This is a genomic window from Actinopolymorpha sp. B9G3, assembly GCF_040120725.1.
Classification (GTDB): domain Bacteria; phylum Actinomycetota; class Actinomycetes; order Propionibacteriales; family Actinopolymorphaceae; genus Thermasporomyces.
This window is the reverse complement of record NZ_JBEEAB010000003.1, coordinates 100,039-120,263: the sequence shown is the minus strand read 5'-3', so window position 1 is coordinate 120,263 and position 20,225 is coordinate 100,039. Positions and strand designations below refer to the sequence as shown.

Here is a 20,225-nt window from a genome sequence, read left to right as displayed (position 1 = left end):
GTGGCCAAGCGATTTCAGCAGACGAGACTCCGGCGGACCGGCAACCGCGCCGTCACGTGGCTGACCCGGCGTGGCTGGATCGACCGGCACACATACCTGCTCACGGTCGCCGGCCGCCGCACGGGCCAACCCCGCACCACGCCGGTGACCCTGGTCGAGAACGTGTCCGGCCGGTACGTGGTCGCGCCGTACGGCCCGGTCCAGTGGGTACGCAACGTCCGCGCCGCCGGCCAGGTGATGCTGCAACGCGGCGGGCGGGTCGAGCCCGTGCACCTGCGTGAGCTGGGTCCGGCCGCTGCCGCGCCGGTCCTGCGCGAGTACCTCAGGACGGTGCCGATCGTCCGGCCCTATTTCGACGTACGACCGGGTTCCGCACTGGCCGACTTCGAGGCTGAGGCCGATCGCCATCCGGTCTTCGAGATCCGCGACGCACCAGGCGGGTCATGACAGAGCCGCCAGGTGCGGAGGAGGTCGACGTCCAGGTCGCGCAGGAGCTGTGGGCGGCCGGCGACCCGGTCGTGGACGTACGCACGGAGCGGGAGTACGCCGCGGGCCACATCGCCGGGGCGCTGAACGTCCCCCTCGACCGGCTCGCGTTCGAGCTCGACGCACTGCCGCCCGGTCAGGTGCTGACGGTGTGTTCGATGGGCAACCGGTCGCGCCACGGCGCGGACCGCCTGGTCCGGTTGGGGCGTACCGCCCTGTCGTTGCGTGGCGGCACAAAGGCGTGGGCCGCGGCCGGACTGCCGATCGCCGCCGGCACCGAGCCCGGTCCGCGCCGGCGCAACCGCGGCCTGCTCGCCGCGGTGCGCCGGCTGGCCCGCCGCCCTACCCGCTGAGCACGCAGCGGAACCCCAGGTGGCAGGCCGTCAACGTACTCGGCGCGCCCTGGCGGGCGGCGGGTCGGTACCGCAGACAGTACGTGTCGGCGCACAGGAACGACCCTCCCTTGAGGACCCGGACGGTGTTGCCGGCGCCGACGTGGGCGTCGGCCCGGGCATCAAGGTGGTCGCCGCCGCCGTGATCCGGCGGACCCTCCGGCTCATGTCCGCGCCATGCGTCCTCGGGCTCGCGCGGGCGCGGCACCGCCGGACGGAGTACGCCGTTCGGCAGGCAACTCGCCTTCGCCCGAAAGGTCGCGCTTCGTGCGATGAAGGGATCGGCCGTCCACTCCCACACGTTGCCGGTCATGTCGTGGAGGCCATAACCGTTGGACGGAAAGCTTCCGACCGGCGACGTGCCGGAGAAGCGGTTCCACCGCGCCATCCGCCACGGAAACGCGCCCTGCCAGACGTTCGCGAGGAGTCGTCCGCCAGGGCTGAACGTGTCGCCCCATGCGTACACCGCCCCGTCGAGGCCACCGCGTGCCGCATATTCCCACTCCGCCTCGGTGGGCAGCCGGCGACCGACCCAGGCCGCGTAGGCCACCGCGTCGTCGTAGCTCACGTGGGTGACGGGATGCCGCTCGCGACCGTGCACCGAACTGTCGGGCCCCTCCGGATGCCGCCACGACGCCCCAGGTACCGACGACCACCACAGCCCGTTGTCGGACAGGTCGACCGGCCGCGAAGGTTGGCGGAACACGAGGGAACCCGGCGAGACGATCCGCCGATCGTGGCGGCCACCGGCAACGGCGGACCGTTCGGCATCCGTGACATGACCTGTTGCGCGGACGAACCGGCGGAAAGCCGCGACCGTGACCGGATAGGCGTCCATCCAGAATCCCGCGACGCTGACCGTCCGGACCGGACCCTCTTCGGGGTAGAAGCCCGCCGCCCCCATCTGGAAAGTACCGCCCGGCACCCTGACCATGGCCTTCCCCGGCCGGCGAACTTGCCTGCCGGGGAACTCCGTCACGGCATGGAACGCGTTGGACGCCATAGGGCTCCTGTTCGAGGCGCTCTCGCGGTGCGCACGTGGACCCGCTGGTTGTCACATTTCCGTTCCTGCGACGGATAACCGTCAACCCGGCCTTGCACGTCGTACCACTTGGATCGACGTAGGACGGATGTCAGACCGCGACGGAGGTCACCGGCAGCGAGGAGTCTGCCGGCAGGTCGAGCCGGGACGGAGTACGCCCGCGCACGACCATCTCCGCACCCAGCGCGGCCACCATCGCGCCGTTGTCGGTGCACAACGACGGGCGTGGTACGCGGAGGCGGATGCCGGCTGCGGCACACCGCTCGGCGATCATGGCCCGCAACCGGGAGTTGGCGGCGACACCGCCGCCGACCAGGAGATCCGCAACTCCGTGCGTACGGCAGGCGTCGACGGCCTTGCGGCTCAACACGTCGCAGACGGCCTCCTGGAAGGAGGCTGCGACATCGGCGACTGGTACCGGCTCCCCGTCCCGCTCGCGGGTCTCCACCCAGCGGGCGACGGCGGTCTTCAGTCCGGAGAAGGAGAAGTCGAACCGGTGCCGCTGCAGGTCCCGTGGACCGGTGAGACCGCGCGGAAAGACCACAAAGGCCGCGTCGCCTTCCTTGGCCGCACGGTCGATGTAGGGCCCGCCGGGAAATGGGAGGCCGAGCAGTCGCGCCACCTTGTCGAACGCCTCGCCGGCCGCGTCGTCGATCGTGGCGCCGAGCGGTGTGACACGTCCCGTCACGTCCTCGACGAGCAGCAGCGACGAATGCCCGCCCGATACCAGCAGCGCCAGACATGGTTGCGGAAGGGGGCCGTGTTCGAGGGTGTCGACGGCGACGTGCGCGGCGAGATGGTTGACGCCGTAGAGCGGCCGGCCGAGCCCGAGCGCGAGTGCCTTCGCCGAGGCGACCCCCACCAGGAGGGCTCCGGCAAGGCCCGGCCCGCTGGTGACCGCGACCGCGTCGATGTCGTTCAGCCGTACGCCGGCCTCCCGAGCGGACCGCTCGAGCGCCGGAACCATGGCCTCCAGATGGGCCCGGCTGGCGACCTCGGGAACGACACCACCGAACCGCGCATGCTCGGAGAGGCTGGAGGCGACCGCATCGGCGAGCAGTGTCTGACCGCGGACGATACCGACGCCAGTTTCGTCACACGAGGTCTCGATGCCGAGCACGAGCGGCTCGTCAGCCATGGTGGTGTGCTCCCGCGGGGATGCCGTCGACTGTCTGGTGCTGCTGTCTGGTGCTGCTGTCTGGTGCTGGTGCGCGCGTGCGTCAGCACCAGACAGCAGTACACCACGTCGACCGACACCGGCCCTCGACCGCCGCCCCCACCCTGGGCATCGATGGTCCGGGCGCCGGGACCTCACATCGCCAGCCCACCGTGATCATGAAGGAACAGCGGTCGTATGACCGGAAAACCTTCCTCATCACGATCATGATCACGGGATGGGCGAGACGAGGGTGAGGCGGCGGCGCGGCGGTGACCGGTGCTAGGCGGCACCACCTTCGACGTGCTGGTCTGGGTTCTCCCAGTACCACGTCTCGGGGTCGTAGACAGCCGGTGTGGGATGGATCCACGGCGCGGCGAAGCCGCCCAGGGCGAGGTTCTCCTTGGTGGGAACGTTCTTCATGTCGTCGTGGACCAGCACGATGTACGGCGTGTTGGCGCAGACACCCAGCAGCCACGGGCCGTCAGTGATGTGGATCTTGACCATCTCCCACACCAACTGGTGCCGCTTCATCTCGTCCGGCTCGATCTTGCTCTGGTCGTAGAGCTTCCAGAGCCGCTCGATCGGACCGCCGGGCTCGGGCTCCATCCGGGGAGGAGTCCGCTCGTACGGATCGACGTCCTTCTCCTGCTTCTCCGCAGGAGTTCCCCTGACGTTGTAGAACTCGCCCTGTAGCGGCGCCCAGCGTGAGGACTCGATCGGCACCATCCACTGCGGGTAGACCAGGCAGTTGGGCCCGTCGCCGGTCTCCCAGTTGGTGTTGGTCATCAGCTTTCCGAACCGCCACTGGTCGCCGTAACCGTCCGGAGCGACGGGATTCAACTTCGCGTCGATGCCGATCGCCTGCCAGTCCCGCGCCAGGAGTTCGTTCTTCTGCACGTGTTCGGGCGCGGAGTCGGCGTGGTAGTCGAGATGGACGCGCAGCTTCGTGCCGTCCGGCATCTCCCGCTTGCCGTCGCCGTCCTTGTCGACCACCCCGATCTCGTCGAGGATCTTCTTGGCGAGTTCGGGATCGTACTCGAGGTAGCTGTCCCGCCACGACTTGTACACCTGTTTGCCCTCGTCGTTGACGTGGAACTCGATCCCCTTCGGGCTCATCGTTCCCGTCGTGAGCTCACCGGTGTTGAAGTAGACGGCCTTCTGCACGTCCTCGCGGTTGTACGCATGTGACAGAGCTTGGCGGAACTTCGCGTTACGGATCAGCTCGCGCATCTTGGGTTCGCGGTAGTCCTGGTTGAAGAACACCAGGGAACCGCTCCCGTCACCGGCGTCCCAGAGGTTGACGCGGAGCTTGGTCTGGTCCTCGGTCTGCTTCAGTGTCGAGATATCGCTGAGGAAGATCGACGTGAAGCCGGCGTACAGGAAGTTGATCTTCCCCTCGGTCGCCTGGAGCTTCTGGACCTCAGGATTCTCGACCACATTGAAGACGAGCTTGTCGAGATACGGCAGCTGGGCACCGTCGGGGGTCACACACCAGTAGTAGGGGTTGCGTTCGTAGACGACCTTCTTGCCCTCGGCGTACGACCCGCACTTCCAGCCGGTCAGCACCGGGCAGTCGGGGTTGCGCGCCCAGACCCGCTTCTTGTCGAACTCGCCCTTCTCGGTGGCCCAGTCCTTCGGCACGCCCTTGGTGTATTTCGGATGGAACTGCTTCATGTAGTGCTTGGGTTCCATCCAGCCTGGGCCGTTGCCCCGCTTGACCCACATCGCCAGCCGGTCGGCGGTGAGCGGTGCAGGCGCGTCGAACGACATCGAGATGGTGAGATCGTCCGGCGCCGTCATCTTCATCAGGGTGCCCGTACCGGACTTCGCCTCATCCGGCGGGACCTCGGGATGGTCCTCGTTGAGCACCATGTCCTCCCACCAGAACATGATGTCGGCCGTCGTCCACGGTTCGCCGTCGGACCATTTCACGCCGGAACGAAAATGCAGGGTCCACTCCGTCGCGTCGGCGTTGGACTCCCAGCTCTCGACCAGACCGGGCGCGATGTCCTGCCCGTCGTTGAGCCAGCGCAGCAGTGAATGGCCGTACATGAACTCGGCATGCGTACCCGACTCGCTGTCTCCGGTGACGGTGCTGATGACGCCGCCGTACTTCCCTGGCTTCACCCAGTTGTGCGGGATGACATAGGGCTTGTCGGGCAGGCGTTCTTCAACCGGCGGGAGCTCGCCGGACTTGACCAGCGTTGCCAGCTCGGGGGACTCGCTGAACTTCGCGGGAATGGGCATCGGCTCGGTCTTCGAGCCCTTCAGAGCGTCAGAGACCGGGCCCTCGCTCTTGTCACCACTGTCGGTGCCGCCGGTCTGTTGTGGCGAGCAGTTCGCGAGGATCACACTGCCCGCTGCCACGGCAGACAGGTGCAGCATGGTCCGCCGGCTGAGTCCGTCTCTGTTGTCCATGATCCGCATCCGTTCAGACGGTCCCCGCTCCGCGGGCGAGCGCGCGACCGGACCGGGGTTCGCCGGGGCGCCGGAGGGGTTGGTGGCTTTCGGCTGCCCCTCGCACGCCACGCCGGTGCCGGTCGGCTCACCCGTCTCTCGTACGAGGCCGACAGGTTGGCAATCGATTTCTCGCCAAAGCTTGGAGGTGCCTCGTGCGGGTGTCAATGGCTGCCGGAACGCCGTCCGACTTCGGCAACTTCAGTCCGCGCGCACCCTTCCGGCCAATGACCACGCTGAGCATGCCTGCGGTCGCCGGGACAGGTGTCGACACCGTTCCGGGTTCCGAGCGCATGGGCACCGTGGTCATTCGCATAGGCACCCTGGTCGAACGCATGGGCACCGTGGTCATTCGCCGCGCGTGCGGCACGGGCTCAGTCAGTGCGGCACGGGCTCAGTCAGTGCGGCACGGGCTCAGTCAGTGCGGCGAAGGGAGTCACTGCCGGGTGGGGCGAGCGTCAGCCGGAGTACCAACGCGTCGGCGCCGTCCCGGTAGTAGCCACGACGCCGGGCGAGCGGAGCGAAGCCGGCCGCTTCATACATCGAGATGGCCGCGGCGTTGGCCGCACTCACCTCGAGCAGGGCCTCGGTGCAGCCGCGATCGCGGGCCGCCGCGACGACCTTGTCCAGCAGGAGGCGGCCAAGGCCCTGACGCCGACGGTCAGGGCGTACGGCGATGCGCGCGACGTCCGCGGTCGCACCCACCGCGAGCAGCGCCGCATAGCCGACAATCTCCCCCGACTCCTCGGCGACCACGACCTCACGCGTCTCCGGAACTCCGTCCAGCTCACCACGAAGCGCCTCTTCACCCCACGCGTCAACGCCGAAGCAGGCCGTCTCCAGTTCGCGGAGCGCGTCGAGGTCGGACCTCCGCGCTGGCCGCAGCCCCACCATGAGCAGACCGACCCAGCCGCGTCAGGCGACCGGACGCGTAAGGACGCTCTTGCGCGCCCCCGGCTCCGCGACGTCGGGGCGGCGGAGATAGAGCGGTTCGGGGTCGAGCAGCGGGACCCGGCGAGCCGCTACCAGCAGCGCAAGGTCACCCGCCGACGGATCATCCGGGCCGCTCGCCTGCGGAAACGCGTCGGGATAGAGCCGCGCACCACGGCCGATCACCAGGTCGGTCGTCGCGATGTCGGCGGGCCGGTCGACGCGCGGACCGTCCACTCGGGTGTAACGGTCGGCGTACCGTGCCCAGTAGACCTCCTTGCGCCTGGCGTCGGTCGCCACGAGGAAGGACCGTGCGCCCGTGGCGGACCGGTCCGGGCCGACCGGTCCGACGGCGCCGCCCTGCGCGGGCTCGTCGATCTCGGCCGCCGCCGCCAGGACGTCGAGGGTGCACACGCCATGGACCGGGATCTCTAGGATGTGGCCGAGCGTGCGAGCGGTGACGAGCCCGACCCGCAGGCCCGTGAACGGCCCAGGGCCGACGCCGACAGCGATGTCGGTGAGGTCGCGGCGATCGGCGCCAGCCTCGCGGAGGACCGCCTCGATGCCAGGAGCGAGCAGCTCGCCGTGACGGCGGGCGTCGACGACGAGCGAGCTCGCCAGCACCCCGCGACCGTCGGAAAGCGCGACGGTGACGGCGGGCGTGGCCGTGTCGAACGCGAGGAGCAGCACGTGGTCAGGCTAGCCATGCGAGGGTTCTGCCAGGAGCGGAACCCCTTCCCACCCGGTGAGGTCGTACGTCACGCTCGATCATCACGAGCGGGTACCAAAGCAGGCCGGCGGCGCCGGCCACGGGAGGTCGGCCAGTGCGCATCGTGGTGCTCGGGGGTACCTGGTTCATCGGTCGGGCCGTCACCCAGCATCTTGCCCGGCAGGGACACGACGTTCTCGTGGTCCACCGTGGCAAGACTGAGCCGGCCGAGCTCGCTTCCGTACGACACCTGCACGTCGAGCGTTCCGCGCTGCCTGGCGCCGCCGGCGAGATCGCGGCGTTCCGGCCCGATGCCGCCGTCGACGTGTCCGCCGGCAACGGCGCCGACGCCCAGGCCGCCCTCGCCGCGCTCCCCGACGACATCGCGCTGGTCGCGATCTCGAGCGGGGACGTCTACCGGGCCTACGAAGGTCTGCACACCGACCGGCAGACCGACCTGGTGCCGCTCACCGAGACCTCGCCGCTGCGCGAGAGGCGGTATGTCGACGGCTCGGACTACGAGAACCTCGAGATCGAGGAGCTCTACCTCGCCCGTGGCGGTGTCTCGCTACGTCTCGGGTGCGTCTATGGGCCGTACGACTACCAACGGCGGTTCGAGTTCGTGCTGCGCCGCCTGCGGGCCGGGCGGACGGCAATACCGGTAGGGTCGGGCGGTTTCCTGTTCAGTCGCGTCCACGTGGACGACGTCGCCAGCGCGGTGTCGACCGTGCTCGACCACCCGGACTGTGCGGGTGAGGCGTTCAACGTCGTCGAAAGACCGACGGCGCCCTACCGACTGTTCGCGGAGCAGATCCTTGCGGCCGCGGGCGACGCCGGCGCCGGTACCGAACTGGTGCGGGTTCCCGACCCCGCGCTGCCGCCGGACATGATGCTCACCGGCACCCTCAGCCAGCACCTGCTGATGGATCCCGGCAAGATCCGGTCCACGCTGGGCTGGGAGGCCGCCGACCCTGAGGCAGCACTGGAGGCATCGGTGCGGTGGCATCTCACCCATCCGCCGCAGGAGTGGAGCCGGGACTTCTCCGCCGACGACACCGCCCTCGCCGCCGCCTCCGGCACCTGACTCCCTGCCACCTGGCCGCTCCGATGCATCCGGCATCGCCACCGATGGCCTATGCCTCAGCTCGCATGGTCGCGCTCAGGTCGGCGGTGCACCAAGGGCCGCGCGCAGCGGCACGTCGACCCATCGGCGTCCCGCGGGAACGATCCGGATCCGCCTGGTCTCCGTCCCACCCCCTGCACCCTCATCCGCCGCACCGCCGGGCCAACCTTCGAGAACCCCGCCGGCCGGGTCGCCGAGGGAGCGGGTCAGCACGACGTCGAGCCGGTCCTCGGCGAGGCCTTCGGCCAACCCTTCACCCCATTCGACGACCGTGACCGACTCGTCGAGGGACGTGTCGAGATCGAGGTCGTCGAGTTCGGGCACCCCACCCAGCCGGTACGCATCGACGTGGACCAGCGACGGCCCGCCCGCGAGCGACTGATGTCCCCGCGCGATCACGAACGTCGGCGAGGTCACGTCTCCCCGCACCCGCAGGCCGGCGCCGATGCCCTGCGTCAAGGTCGTCTTGCCCGCACCCAGCTCGCCCGTCAACAGCACGAGATCTCCCGCTCGCAGGAGCCCCGCCAGCCGCTCCCCGACGGCCCGGGTGTCGCCGGCCGACGGTGCCATCACCTCGACCGGGAGGCGCTTGACCACATCGACCTCCGGCCCCCGCCGGGCGAGCTCGACGTAACCCCGGTGCCACCAGAACGCCAGCGTCGAAGGGAGCTCCGCCCGGGCCACGAGACGCACGCCGTCCATCCCGCGCGTCTCGGCGACCTCCTCGGCGCAACCCACCATCGCCGTCGCGACGCCGCGATGCTGGAACCGCGGGTGGACCGAAACCCTGCGCAGGACCAACCAGCCGCCGTCTTCGGCGAAGAGGATCGCCCCGGCGGGTAGGTCGTCGACACGGGCGAGGAGGCCGCCGTACGCCTCAACCGCGGCCTCGATCGACCCGAGCGTCTCCTGCAGGGCGGTGCCCGGTGGGTCGAGTGGGGGCCGGGCACCGAACGCCGTATGGATGATCCCCAGCAGGGCGGGCGCGTCGGAGGGCTTCGCCTCCGTCACGTGCAGATCGATCACAGCACCTCGTTCGAACGGGTCGCATGGGCGCCCCGGGCCGGGCCGGTCACGCAGATCGTCACGAGGCGCGCTCCTCGGCGGCGTCGGCGGCCCGGTCCAGCAGTTCGCGCAGGGCGGCGTTGACGATCTCGGGGTGCTCGATGATGAACATGTGGCCAGCATCGGAGAGTTCTACGTAGTCGGCGGCCGGATGCCGGTCCGCGATCTCCCGGCTGTGCTCCACCGGTGTGATGAGGTCGTCACGGCCGCCCATGACCAGGGTCTCGACGCCGTTCAGCGCTTCGAGGGCGTCGTACTTGTCGTGGACGGCGAAGCCCGGGTAGAAGTCGGCGACCACGTCGATCGGCGTCGCGGCCAGCATCTCCGCGACGAACTCGACCCGTGCCGCCGGCACCTTCGTACCGAACGAGTAGTGCTTGGTGAGCAGGTAGCCCACGTCGCTCCCCGCCTTGCGGCCGTGCTCGATCAGGTTCGGTGCGCGGGCGATCGCGGCGACGACCGCCGGTGCGAGGCGGTGCACCAGCCGACCGACGGGCCCCGGAACGCCGAGCGTCACCCGGTCGAGCCCGCCTGCGCTGGAGGCGAGCAGCGCGGCGCCGACGACCCGCTCGGCGAAGATCTCCGGGTGCTGGTCGGCGAGCGCGAGGATCGCCATGCCGCCCATCGAGTGGCCGATGAGAACGAGCGGGCCCTCGGGTGCCACGGCCTCGAGAACCTCGGCGAGATCCGTGCCGAGCTGGTCGACGTTGCACAACTCGCGGGGCGACCGGCCGGACCTGCCGTGCGAACGATGGTCGAAGAACACCGTCCGGGCCGTGCCGGCGACGGCCGCGCGCTGGAAGTGCCAGCAGTCGAGGTTCAGCGCCCAGCCGTGGCAGAACACGACGGTGAGGGGGTCGGCGCCGATGTCATGCGCGGGTTCGTCGACCTCGGCGTAGAGCTCGATGCCGTCGCGGGTCTTGACGATGACGGGCGCTCCGCGACGAGAACCCAGCCGTTCCTCGCCATCGGCGTCACGGTTGCGCCGGCGGCCGACGACGTACCGCTCGACCGCGATACCGGCCGCGGCACCCGCGGCCGCACCTGCCGCCAGGACACCGGTTGCCGCACCGAACAGGCTCGGCCGCCGGCCGAGCTGGAGTCCCCCGCGCGTCATCCCGCCTCCTTACCCACGTGTCGCCGGGGCACCCGGGAACCGATCCGGGTGACGATCTCGTACGAGATCGTGCCCGTCGCCGCGGCCCAGTCGTGCGCCGTCGGCTCGCCCGATGTACCTGGGCCGAACAGCACCACCTCGTCACCCTCGGCACTCGGGTCGTCGCCGAGATCGATGACGAACTGGTCCATGCACACGGTGCCGGCGATCCTGCGCCGCCGGTCAGCCACCCACACCGGACCGACATTACTTGCTGCGCGCGGCACACCGTCGGCGTAGCCGAGTGGTACAAGGCCGAGCGTGGTCTCCCGTGACGTGACGTAGCGATGGCCGTACGACACGCCCTCGCCGGCCGGCACCCGCTTCACCAGCGCGAGGCGCGCCCGCAACGTCATGGCCGGGACGAGTCCGGCCGCGGCGTCGGACAGCCCCTGCACGGGGCAGAGACCGAAGGCGGCAATGCCGGTACGTACGAGATCGAAGTGCGACTCGGGGACCGCAAGGGTGCCGGCGGAGTTGGCGAGGTGGCGTACCTCGGGCTTCAGTCCCACCCGGTCAGCGAACGCCAACGCCTCACCGAACGCCTCGATCTGCCGGGCGACCGACGGATGGCCGGGTTCGTCGGCACAGGCGAGGTGGGACCACACCCCGACGACCGTGACGGTCCCGTCGGCCTGAGCGGACAGGGCCACGTCGACCAGAGCCGGCCAGTCCCTGAGGTGGGCGCCACCGCGGCTGAGACCCGTGTCGACCTTGAGATGGACCCGCGCGGTCGTGCCTCTGCTCGCGGCGGCCTCGGCGATTTCCCCGAGCTGCCAGGGAGAGTACGCGGCGACGTCGACACCGGCGGCGAGGGCGTCGGCCCAGCGCTCACCGGGGGCGGCCAGCCAGGACAGGATCCGCGGGCCGGTGAGCCCGGCCGAGCGCAGGGCGACGGCCTCCTCGACGTTCGCGACGCCGAGCCAGGTGGCGCCACCGGCGACGGCGGCCGCTGCCGACGGAACGAGGCCGTGACCGTAGCCGTCCGCCTTCACCACGGCCATGACCTCGGCGTGGCCGGCCCGCTTCCGCAGGGCGGCGACGTTGCTTCGGATGGCGGCCAGGTCGATGATCGCCTCGGCGCGTGCTGCGGTGTCCATGACCGCCCCATCATCCCAGGTGAGGACGACTTGCGCGGTGGAGGTGGACCTTCCGCCCGTGTCGGGCCAGGTCGGCACCCATGGACCCCCTTCTGCGTGATCTGGCTCTGACTGTCGACTGCCACGCGCTACCGGGCGTTCGCGTCCTGTCTAGGCTCGGTCGCTGTGACCACGAAGCAGAACGCGTACGACGGCGCCGAGTCGAACGACACCGGATCGGGCGAGGGGTCGGGCGACGGGTCGGGCGCCAATCCGTACGGCGCGCTCACCGACGTCGCCGGAATCCTCGTCGGACAGGCGGAGCGGATCGGCGACGGCTGGCTCACCGGCGTGACCGTCGTGGTGCCGCCGCGCGGGACCATCGGGGCCGTCGACGTCCGGGGCGGCGGGCCAGGTACCCACGAGACCGACACGCTCGCGCCGGGGACGCTGGTCGACACCGTGGACGCGGTGACGCTGGCCGGTGGCAGTTCGTACGGCCTCGCCGCGGCGACCGGCGTCCAGCGGTGGTGTGAGGAGCAGCGGCGCGGCGTACCGATCACAGCGGAAGCGATCGTGCCGATCGTGCCCGCGGCGATCGTGTTCGACCTCGGCAAGGGTGGCGACCACACCAAGCGTCCGGACGCGGACCTCGGCTACGCGGCAGCCGCGGCGGCGTCCGGCGGGTTCGTACGTACCGGCTGCGTCGGCGCGGGAACGGGCACGACGTTCGGCATTCCGGCGCTCAAGGGCGGGGTCGGGACGGCGAGCATCGACCTCGGTGGCGGCCTGGTCGTCGGTGCGCTGGCGGTGGCCAACGCACACGGGTCGCCGTGCGCGCCGGGTACGGAAGCGCTGCTGGCGGCCCAGCTCGTCGAGGACGAAGACCTGCGCCCGCGAGTCCCGGACGCCGCCGAGGTTGCCGCCTACCGGGACCGCCAGGTCGGGGCTCGATCTCCCCAGGCGTCCGACCCGATGAACACCACGCTCGCCGTCGTCGCCACGAACGCCCAGCTGACCCATTCCCAGGTCCACCGGATGGCGTCGGCGGGCCACGACGGGCTCGCCCGCGCCATCCGTCCCGTCCACACGCTCGTCGACGGGGACACCGTCTTCGCCCTGGCCACCGGCGAGATCGCGCCGACCGTCGGCGCCCAGGCCATGACGTGGGGAGCAGCTGCGGACATCGGTGGCGTGCTCGCCGTGCAGGCCGCCGCCGCCGACGCGGTGGCGCTGGCCATCGTGGACGCCATCCTGGCAGCGACCGGAGTCTCGACACCGGCGATCCAGCTGCAGTCCTATCTGGAGCGGTTCCCGTCCGCCACGCCGCGGGCGTACCGCTCGCGATGACGCCGCGCCATCGATCCCCGCGGCAGTGCGGAGTCACGAACCGCCGAGGAGGAGGCGGTACGCCTCGGGCAGGTGGCGGGCGATGTCCTGCGCCGCGATCGGGCCGCCGCGGGAGGCGAGGACGCCCGCCGTCGCATGGAGGTACGCCCCGACACTTCCCGCGTCGAGCGGGTCGAGTCCCGCCGCCAGCAGGGATCCGCAGAGACCGGACAGCACGTCACCGGAGCCGGCCGTAGCCAACCACGAGGTGCCGACCGTGTTGACCCGCACACGACCGTCCGGCGCCGCCACCAGCGTGGACGCGCCCTTGAGCAGGACGGTGGCGTTCCACCGGCGCGCGGCCTCCCGGGCTGAGGCGAGCCGATGGGCCGCGACATGCACCCGGTCCACGCCGAGCATCCGGCCCAGCTCGCCTTCGTGCGGCGTCAGCAGCACCTGCCCGTCGCAGCGGTCGGGCAACCAGCGCAGCCCGTCGGCATCGACGATCACGGGCACGCCACCGGCAAGGATCCCCGGCACGTCCCCCGCCCGCTCCGGATCGCTGCCGAGCCCCGAGCCCACCACCCATGCCTGGACGCGCCCCTCGCCGACCACGGCCTCCGGCCAGCGCTGCCGTACGTACCTCGCCGGCTCGGCCGGCCCCGCGTACCGCACCATTCCGGCCGGCCCACCGAGCGCGCCACCCACGGCGAGGACGGCGGCACCGGTGTACTGCCGCGAACCGGCGACCACCCCGACGACACCGCGCGAGTACTTGTGCGCCTCCCGCTCGGGAACCGGCAGCAGCGCGGCGACGTCCGCCGCCTGGAGCGCCTCGACGGCAGGTTCTGGGAGGTACGGACCGAGACCGATGTCGACGAAGTGGACGACCCCCGCCGCCGTCGCCCCGGGGTCGACGAAGAGCCCGATCTTGTGCGTGCCGAAGGTCACCGTCACCGCCGCCCGCACGTGCCGCTCCGGCGCCTCCCCCGTGTCGACGTCGATCCCGCTGGGAACATCGACCGCCACCACGGGAACGCCGTCGGCCTCGACGAGATCCATCACCGCCGCGGCGGCCGGACGCAGACCCGGCTTACCACCGATTCCCACGATGCCGTCGAGTACGAGGTCGGCCTGGGCGATCGCCCGGTCGTACGCCGATCCGTCGACCACCCGCCCACCGGCGGCGAGGAGCGCGGCGAGCCCACCCTGGTGGACCTTGGCCCGATCGAGCACGACTGCACCGACCCGGACGCCGCGACTGGCGAGCCGGGCACCTGCGTACAACGCATCACCGCCGTTGTCCCCCGAACCCGCCACCACGACAACCGACCGGCCGTAGGTACCACCGAGGTAGTCCACGCACGCGGTCGCGAGTCCGGCCGCCGCCCGCTGCATGAGCGTGCCGTCGGGCACGGTCGCCATCAGAGCCGCCTCCGCGGCCCGGACCTCCGTCACGGTGTGGGCCGTTCGCATCAGCCGATCATCCCCGCTCCGGTCTCATCGCTCGCGGTCTCATTGCTCGCGGTCTCGTTTCCGCGGTCTCGTTTCCGCGGTCTCGTTTCCGCGGTCTCGTTTCCGCGGTCTCGTTTCCGCGGTCTCGTTGCCGGGGTCTCGTTGCCGGGGTCGCCGGTCGCTGGCGGTCTCACCGCTCCAGCACCACCACGGCGGAGGCCATCCCCGCGTCGTGCGACATGGACAGGTGCATGCCGGTCACTCCCAGCCTTTCCGTCTGCTCGGCGACCGACCCACGTACCTCCAGCCACGGCCGCCCGTCGCTGTCCGTCACGACCTCGGCGTCCTGCCAGTGCAGGCCGACCGGCGCACCGAGCGCCTTGGCCAGCGCTTCCTTCGCCGCGAACCGGGCCGCCAACGATGCGACGGGCCGGTCGCGTTCGGCATCGGTGAACAGCCGGAAGCGCAGCCCAGGCGTACGCCGGATCGTTGCCTCGAACCGCTCGATGTCCACCACATCGATACCCAGACCGACGATCACCGGCCCATCCTCGCGCATCCGCCGTCGTGCACCACACGACACGACGCGACATGCCGAGGTCGGCAAGCCTTTCCTCGCTACCGAAGGTAGCGATCGAGGGCTAACGTGCCGCCATGAGCGACACCGGACGCAACGGCACCGCCGAGGGAGTGCATCCGGAGGAGCCTGACCTCCACGTCGGCAATCTCGCCGGACGCCTGAACTGGCTGCGTGCGGGCGTCCTCGGCGCCAATGACGGCATCGTGTCGATCGCCGGCATCGTCGTCGGCGTCGCGGCGGCGACGAACGACCTCGGCACGATCTTCATCGCCGGGATCGCGGGGCTGCTCGCGGGTGCGTTCTCGATGGCGGCCGGCGAGTACGTCTCGGTGAGCACGCAGCGCGACAGCGAGCAGGCGCTGCTGGACAAGGAACGCCTCGAACTCGCCGAACTCCCCGACACCGAGCTCGACGAGCTTGCCGGACTGTACGAAACCAAGGGCATCTCGCCCGACCTCGCCCGCCAGGTCGCCGTCGAACTCACCAAACACGACGCCCTCCGCGCCCACGCCGAGGCGGAGTTGGGCATCGATCCCGACGATCTCACCAGCCCCTGGCAGGCGGCGATCGCGTCCTTCGCCGCGTTCACGGTCGGCGCACTGCTGCCGATGCTCGCGATCGGCCTACCACCGACCAGCGCCCGCGTACCGGTCTGCTTCGTCGCCGTCGTCCTGGCACTCGCCCTGACCGGCACGCTGAGTGCCCGGCTCGGCGGCGCCCCCGCCCCGCGTGCGGCCGTGCGTACCGTCACCGGTGGCGCGCTCGCCATGGCGGTGACGTACGCGGTCGGCCATCTGGTCGGGGTCACGATCTGACGTTGCGGCGCCCCGGCAAATGACCACGCTGAGCATGCCTGTGGTAGCCGGGACAGGCGCCGACACCTCGCAAAGGTCGGCAGGCATGCTCAGCGTGGTCATTTGCGGCCGCCCTGCCGGGCCACCAGCGGGAACGCGAGCTATTCGACCGTGACGCTCTTGGCGAGGTTGCGCGGCTGGTCGACGTCGTTGCCGCGCGCCATCGCGAGCTCACAGGCGAAGATCTGCAGCGGCACGGTGGCAACCAACGGCTGGAGCAGCGTCGGCACCTTCGGCAACCGGATCAGTACGTCGCTCCACTTCTCGACGGTCAGGTCGCCCTCCTCGGCGAGGACGATCGTGCGGGCGCCACGCGCGCGGATCTCCTGGATGTTGCTGACGATCTTGTCGTGCAGGGCGTCCCGCCCGCGAGGAGGTACGACAACGACCACCGGAAGGCCGTCCTCGATCAGCGCGATCGGGCCGTGCTTGAGCTCACCGGCAGCGAACGCCTCCGCGTGCATGTACGCCAGCTCCTTCAGCTTCAGCGCACCCTCCAGCGCCACCGGGTAACCCACGTGCCGGCCGATGAACAGCACCGACTTGGCGCCCGCGAGATCCTGCGCGAGCGCCCGGACCTGACCCATCGTGCCCAGCGCCTGCTCCACGGCAGCCGGCATCGCGTCGAGCTGGTCGACCTCGACAGACACCTCGTCACCGAACTTCGACTCCCGCACCTGCGCGAGGTAGAGCCCCATGAGATAGCACGCGACGACCTGGGTCAGGAACGTCTTCGTCGCCGCGACCCCGACCTCGGGTCCGGCGTGGGTGTAGAGCACCGCGTCGGACTCTCGCGGGATGGTCGAGCCGTTGGTGTTGCAGATGGCGAGCACTCGGGCCCGCTGTTCGCGAGCGTGCCGCAGCGCCATCAGGGTGTCCATCGTCTCGCCGGACTGCGAGATCGCGACGACGAGCGTCGACCGGCTGACGATCGGGTCCCGGTACCTGAACTCGCTCGACAGTTCGACCTCGCACGGGATCCGGGTCCAGTGCTCGATGGCGTACTTCGCGGTCATTCCCGCGTAGAACGCCGACCCGCACGCGATGATGATGATCTTGTCGATCTCGCGGATCTCGTCGTCGGTGAGCCGCATGTCGTCGAGGCGGAGTCGCCCGTCCTCGGCGAGCCGCCCGAGCAGTGCGTCGGCGACCGCCTTGGGCTGCTCGGCGATCTCCTTGAGCATGAAGTACTCGTAGCCGCCCTTCTCAGCGGCAGAGATGTCCCAGTCGACGTGGAACTCGCGGGTCTTGACCGGCTCGCCGTCGAAGTCGGTGACGGTGATGTCGGAGGCGGTGATCGCGACCACATGGTCCTGGCCGAGCTCGATCGCCTCGCGGGTGTGCTCGATGAACGCCGCGACATCGGAGGCGAGGAAGTTCTCACCCTCGCCGCGGCCCACCACCAGTGGGGAGTTCCGCCGGGCGCCGACCACCAGGTCGGGAGTGTCCGCGTGGATGGCGACCAGCGTGAACGCGCCGTCCAGGCGCCGACAGACCCGGCGCATGGCTGCGGCGAGGTCGCCCCCGCAGGCAACGCATGCGTCCTCGAGCAGGTGCGCCACCGTCTCGGTGTCGGTCTCGGAGGTCAGGTGGTGCCCGGATTCGGTGAGTTCGGTACGGAGGGCGGCGAAGTTCTCGATGATGCCGTTGTGCACCACGGCAAGCTTGCCGTGGCAGTCGATGTGCGGGTGCGCGTTCGGGTCGGTCGGCGCGCCGTGGGTGGCCCAGCGGGTGTGTCCCATCGCCGCTCGGCTCGCCGGCAGGGGTTCCTCGGCGAGAGCGGTCTGGAGGTTGGCGAGCTTGCCCGCCCGCTTGCTCACGCGGACCGATCGGCCGTCGGGCACGGCGACACCGGCCGAGTCGTACCCTCGGTACTCGAGCCGGCGCAGGCCGTCGACGACGACGCTCACAGCCCCCCTGGTCGCGCCCTGTCCTCCCCCGGCTCCAGTGCTCGAAGCACTGCCGGAACCCACGTACCCCACAATTCCGCACATGGCTGCACAGCGTAGCCAGCTCGCATGAACGGCAAGCGACGATCGGCCAAGTCGAGATGCACCAGTCGCAGCGGAGTTTGGACAGCAGGGAACAATTGCCCCATGCCGCGCACCGAGGAGGGCCGGGCCGCCACCGCGGCGGCCACTCCGTACGTCGAACTCGACCGGGCCGCCTGGGCCCGCCTCGCCGCTCAGACCCCGCTCCCCCTCAGCGCCGCCGAGGTCGAGCGGCTGCGAGGGCTCGGGGACGAGATCGACCTCACCGAGGTCAGGGAGGTCTACCTGCCGCTGACCCGGTTGCTCAACCTGTACGTACGGGGGACGGCGGCGTTGCACCGGGCCACCCAGACGTTCCTCGCCGGCGAGGCGAACGGCGGATCGCCGGACGCCGCCGCCGCGCGTACCCCGTTCGTCATCGGTATCGCCGGGTCGGTCGCCGTCGGCAAGAGCACGGTCGCCCGGCTGCTCCGTGAGCTCCTCGCCCGCTGGCCCGACCACCCGCGCGTCTCGCTGGTGACGACGGACGGGTTTCTGCTCCCGAACGCCGAACTCGAACGCCGCGGCCTGCTCGACCGCAAGGGATTCCCCGAGTCCTACGACCAACGGGCGTTGCTTCGCTTCATCGTCGCCGTGAAGTCCGGCGTTCCGGTCGTGACCGCGCCGGTCTACTCCCATCTCGCCTACGACATCGTGCCGGGCGGCGAACTCGAGGTCGCCGCGCCGGACATCCTGCTCGTGGAGGGACTCAACGTCCTTGCGCCGGCGCGGACCCGCGGCGACGGACGGCGCGGCCTCGCCGTGAGCGACTTCTTCGACTTCTCGATCTACCTCGACGCCTCGCCGGCCGACGTACGCGAGTGGTACGTCAGGAGGTTCCTCGCCCTGCGCGAGACGGCGTTCCGCGACGACGCGTCGTACTTCCGGCGCTATGCCGACCTGACCCACGACGAGGCGGTCGCCCAGGCGGGGACGCTGTGGGACACGATCAATGGGCCCAACCTCGAGCACAACATCGCCCCCACGCGCGGCCGCGCCACCCTGGTCCTGCACAAAGGCCCCGACCACACCGTGACCCGCGTCCGCCTGCGCAAAATCTAGTGATCATGATCGTGATCATGAAGGTTCTGCGTACATATGGCCCCGTTTGCATTCACAGTCCGGTCCGGCTTCATGATCATGGCCGCCACCTCGCACCCGCCCGGGGCGTGCCGAGCTGACCGACCGCCGCAGGCCGGCCGGGGACGGCTGTCGCAGGGCCGGCCGGGGACGGCTGTCGCAGGGGCGGCCGGGGACGGCTGTCGCAGGGCCGGCCGGGGACGGCTGTCGCAGGGCCGGCCGGGGACGGCTGTCGCACTGCCGGCCGCGCCGGGCAGTCACGGTGCCGCTCACAGGTCGCGCTGGCGTTCCTGCAGCAGCTCGACGATCTCGAAGCCGAGCGCCTCGTTGACCGCGATCATCGGCCCGTTCTCCTCGGCGTTCCACGTGGTGATGCGTTCGACCTGCGGCTGGGCGGCCGTCACCGCCTGCAGGTTGGCGACCTTCAGCGCGAGGCCGAGGCGGCGCCCGCGGTGCGTACGCAGGACGAGCGTGTCCCACTGGAACGCCCACTCGGGCTGGTGCCGCGACGCCGCGATCTGGGTGTGCCCGGCCAACGTGCCATCCGGCGCGAGTGCCACACAGGTGTAGAGCGACCGGCCCTGGCTGACTGCGAGGTCCTCCTCCTCGCGGAGCCGGGCGACGTCCCAGCGCTCCGGTTCGTAGTCGAGTTCACCTGTCGGAGCCTCGGCCATGATCAGACCCTTGAGGTAGGCGTACTGCTCGGCGTACTCCACCGGACACGGACCTGCCCACGCCACCAGCTGGTAGTCCGACGCCTTCTCGGCCGCCTCTGCGGCGAGCGCCTCCAGCCGCTCCCGGTCGACCGGCAACCGGAGCTGGCGGCGGATCTCGGTGATGCGGGTGGTGAAGCCGTGCCGATCGGCGAAGCGGACACCCGGCCAGTCCGCCAGCACCGTCCCGCGCGGCGCGAACACCTCGGTGAGAAGGCTGGTCCTTGCCTCCTCCCGTGCCTGATCGAGGACGTACGCAAGGAGGGCAGCACCGACTCCGCGTCCCCGCCGCTCCGGTGGCACCGCCAGATCGAACATCGCGAGCGTGCGGTTGTCCCGCAGCGGCAGCTCGAGGTTGCCCGCACCCACGACGACGTCCCGTTCCACCGCCACGAACGGCTGCAGGGTGCAGGTCTGCGAGCTGGTCTGGTAGTGGACGAGTTGTTCGACGAACGCTCTTGGCGGCGGCGCGATCCGGCCGGCGGCCATGCCCGCTTCCCTCGCGTCGAACCAGGCACGAAACGCGACGTCATCGAACGGATCAACGCGAACAACCTCGTACGTGGAGTTCTGCACGGCCGGGAGC

At 70.5% G+C, this 20,225-nt stretch carries 18 protein-coding genes; 6 read left to right on the top strand and 12 right to left on the bottom strand.

The annotated features are described in order from the left end of the window. Entirely contained in the window at positions 1–447 is a 447-nt protein-coding gene (locus tag ABNF93_RS06795; RefSeq protein WP_349326808.1) for a nitroreductase family deazaflavin-dependent oxidoreductase, read from the top strand. Next, complete coding sequence (locus tag ABNF93_RS06790) at positions 444–839, top strand: rhodanese-like domain-containing protein (protein WP_349326807.1); 396 nt, start codon at positions 444–446, stop codon at positions 837–839. Before ABNF93_RS06795 ends, ABNF93_RS06790 begins: the two co-directional genes overlap by 4 nt. Here the strand turns inward: ABNF93_RS06790 and ABNF93_RS06785 are convergent. The 5 genes from ABNF93_RS06785 to tsaB all read right to left on the bottom strand — a co-directional run bounded on the left by ABNF93_RS06785 (position 829) and on the right by tsaB (position 7,156). Further along, complete coding sequence (locus ABNF93_RS06785) at positions 829–1,881, bottom strand: formylglycine-generating enzyme family protein (RefSeq protein WP_349326805.1); 1,053 nt, start codon at positions 1,879–1,881, stop codon at positions 829–831. The two genes, ABNF93_RS06790 and ABNF93_RS06785, sit on opposite strands and share 11 nt — an antisense overlap. Before the next feature lie 130 nt (positions 1,882–2,011). Further along, positions 2,012–3,058, bottom strand: a complete 1,047-nt coding sequence (gene tsaD, locus ABNF93_RS06780; RefSeq protein WP_349326804.1) for a tRNA (adenosine(37)-N6)-threonylcarbamoyltransferase complex transferase subunit TsaD — start codon at positions 3,056–3,058, stop codon at positions 2,012–2,014. A 300-nt stretch (positions 3,059–3,358) separates the two neighbouring features. After that, positions 3,359–5,497: an ABC transporter substrate-binding protein gene (locus ABNF93_RS06775; RefSeq protein WP_349326803.1), complete on the bottom strand. Its 2,139-nt coding sequence runs from the start codon at positions 5,495–5,497 to the stop codon at positions 3,359–3,361. Positions 5,498–5,950: 453 nt separating this feature from the next. After that, complete coding sequence (rimI, locus tag ABNF93_RS06770; RefSeq protein WP_349326802.1) at positions 5,951–6,430, bottom strand: ribosomal protein S18-alanine N-acetyltransferase; 480 nt, start codon at positions 6,428–6,430, stop codon at positions 5,951–5,953. 21 nt (positions 6,431–6,451) lie between these two features. Then, positions 6,452–7,156, bottom strand: a complete 705-nt coding sequence (gene tsaB, locus ABNF93_RS06765) for a tRNA (adenosine(37)-N6)-threonylcarbamoyltransferase complex dimerization subunit type 1 TsaB (protein ID WP_349326801.1) — start codon at positions 7,154–7,156, stop codon at positions 6,452–6,454. Between the two features lie 134 nt (positions 7,157–7,290). Here tsaB and ABNF93_RS06760 point away from each other — a divergent pair, with 134 nt between their 5' ends. Beyond that, entirely contained in the window at positions 7,291–8,259 is a 969-nt protein-coding gene (locus tag ABNF93_RS06760; protein ID WP_349326800.1) for an NAD-dependent epimerase/dehydratase family protein, read from the top strand. A 75-nt stretch (positions 8,260–8,334) separates the two neighbouring features. Here the strand turns inward: ABNF93_RS06760 and tsaE are convergent, their stop codons facing one another. The 3 genes from tsaE to alr are packed head-to-tail and all read right to left on the bottom strand — an operon-like array spanning position 8,335 to position 11,619. After that, the gene (gene tsaE, locus ABNF93_RS06755; RefSeq protein ID WP_349326798.1) at positions 8,335–9,324 is read right to left on the bottom strand and encodes a tRNA (adenosine(37)-N6)-threonylcarbamoyltransferase complex ATPase subunit type 1 TsaE; all 990 of its coding nucleotides are present in this window, start codon (positions 9,322–9,324) and stop codon (positions 8,335–8,337) included. Positions 9,325–9,382: 58 nt separating this feature from the next. Further along, complete coding sequence (locus ABNF93_RS06750) at positions 9,383–10,480, bottom strand: alpha/beta fold hydrolase (RefSeq protein ID WP_349326797.1); 1,098 nt, start codon at positions 10,478–10,480, stop codon at positions 9,383–9,385. Then, positions 10,477–11,619 carry an alanine racemase gene (alr, locus tag ABNF93_RS06745; protein ID WP_349326796.1) on the bottom strand — a complete coding sequence of 381 codons (1,143 nt, stop codon included), beginning with the start codon at positions 11,617–11,619 and terminating at the stop codon, positions 10,477–10,479. Before alr ends, ABNF93_RS06750 begins: the two co-directional genes overlap by 4 nt. A 165-nt stretch (positions 11,620–11,784) precedes the next feature. Between alr and ABNF93_RS06740 the strand changes: the two genes are divergently transcribed. Further along, positions 11,785–12,948, top strand: a complete 1,164-nt coding sequence (locus ABNF93_RS06740) for a P1 family peptidase (RefSeq protein ID WP_349326795.1) — start codon at positions 11,785–11,787, stop codon at positions 12,946–12,948. Positions 12,949–12,981: 33 nt separating this feature from the next. On the opposite strand, the gene ABNF93_RS06735 is transcribed toward ABNF93_RS06740, so the two are convergent. Both ABNF93_RS06735 and ABNF93_RS06730 read right to left on the bottom strand, forming a co-directional pair. Further along, complete coding sequence (locus ABNF93_RS06735; RefSeq protein ID WP_349326794.1) at positions 12,982–14,403, bottom strand: NAD(P)H-hydrate dehydratase; 1,422 nt, start codon at positions 14,401–14,403, stop codon at positions 12,982–12,984. A gap of 169 nt (positions 14,404–14,572) precedes the next feature. Continuing rightward, on the bottom strand, positions 14,573–14,923 hold the full coding sequence (locus tag ABNF93_RS06730) for a holo-ACP synthase (protein WP_349326793.1): 351 nt from the start codon (positions 14,921–14,923) through the stop codon (positions 14,573–14,575). A gap of 113 nt (positions 14,924–15,036) precedes the next feature. Between ABNF93_RS06730 and ABNF93_RS06725 the strand changes: the two genes are divergently transcribed. Beyond that, positions 15,037–15,777 carry a VIT1/CCC1 transporter family protein gene (locus tag ABNF93_RS06725; protein WP_349326792.1) on the top strand — a complete coding sequence of 247 codons (741 nt, stop codon included), beginning with the start codon at positions 15,037–15,039 and terminating at the stop codon, positions 15,775–15,777. A 140-nt stretch (positions 15,778–15,917) separates the two neighbouring features. Here ABNF93_RS06725 and glmS read toward each other — a convergent pair whose 3' ends face one another. Beyond that, the gene (glmS, locus tag ABNF93_RS06720; protein WP_349326791.1) at positions 15,918–17,810 is read right to left on the bottom strand and encodes a glutamine--fructose-6-phosphate transaminase (isomerizing); all 1,893 of its coding nucleotides are present in this window, start codon (positions 17,808–17,810) and stop codon (positions 15,918–15,920) included. A 102-nt stretch (positions 17,811–17,912) separates the two neighbouring features. On the opposite strand from glmS, the gene coaA reads away from it, so the two are divergent. After that, the gene (gene coaA / locus ABNF93_RS06715) at positions 17,913–18,908 is read left to right on the top strand and encodes a type I pantothenate kinase (protein WP_349326790.1); all 996 of its coding nucleotides are present in this window, start codon (positions 17,913–17,915) and stop codon (positions 18,906–18,908) included. A gap of 287 nt (positions 18,909–19,195) precedes the next feature. Here the strand turns inward: coaA and ABNF93_RS06710 are convergent, their stop codons facing one another. Next, positions 19,196–20,215, bottom strand: a complete 1,020-nt coding sequence (locus ABNF93_RS06710) for a GNAT family N-acetyltransferase (RefSeq protein ID WP_349326789.1) — start codon at positions 20,213–20,215, stop codon at positions 19,196–19,198. Positions 20,216–20,225 lie beyond the last annotated feature (10 nt).

Excerpts from the sequence above, each read along its gene's own strand:
- alr (WP_349326796.1), bottom strand. The coding sequence starts at position 11,619 with ATGGACACCGCAGCACGCGCCGAGGCGATCATCGACCTGGCCGCCATC.
- ABNF93_RS06775 (WP_349326803.1), bottom strand. The coding sequence starts at position 5,497 with ATGGACAACAGAGACGGACTCAGCCGGCGGACCATGCTGCACCTGTCT.
- coaA (WP_349326790.1), top strand. The coding sequence starts at position 17,913 with ATGCCGCGCACCGAGGAGGGCCGGGCCGCCACCGCGGCGGCCACTCCG.
- ABNF93_RS06735 (WP_349326794.1), bottom strand. The coding sequence starts at position 14,403 with ATGCGAACGGCCCACACCGTGACGGAGGTCCGGGCCGCGGAGGCGGCT.
- tsaD (WP_349326804.1), bottom strand. The coding sequence starts at position 3,058 with ATGGCTGACGAGCCGCTCGTGCTCGGCATCGAGACCTCGTGTGACGAA.
- ABNF93_RS06785 (WP_349326805.1), bottom strand. The coding sequence starts at position 1,881 with ATGGCGTCCAACGCGTTCCATGCCGTGACGGAGTTCCCCGGCAGGCAA.
- rimI (WP_349326802.1), bottom strand. The coding sequence starts at position 6,430 with ATGGTGGGGCTGCGGCCAGCGCGGAGGTCCGACCTCGACGCGCTCCGC.
- ABNF93_RS06750 (WP_349326797.1), bottom strand. The coding sequence starts at position 10,480 with ATGACGCGCGGGGGACTCCAGCTCGGCCGGCGGCCGAGCCTGTTCGGT.
- ABNF93_RS06790 (WP_349326807.1), top strand. The coding sequence starts at position 444 with ATGACAGAGCCGCCAGGTGCGGAGGAGGTCGACGTCCAGGTCGCGCAG.
- glmS (WP_349326791.1), bottom strand. The coding sequence starts at position 17,810 with ATGTGCGGAATTGTGGGGTACGTGGGTTCCGGCAGTGCTTCGAGCACT.
- ABNF93_RS06725 (WP_349326792.1), top strand. The coding sequence starts at position 15,037 with ATGAGCGACACCGGACGCAACGGCACCGCCGAGGGAGTGCATCCGGAG.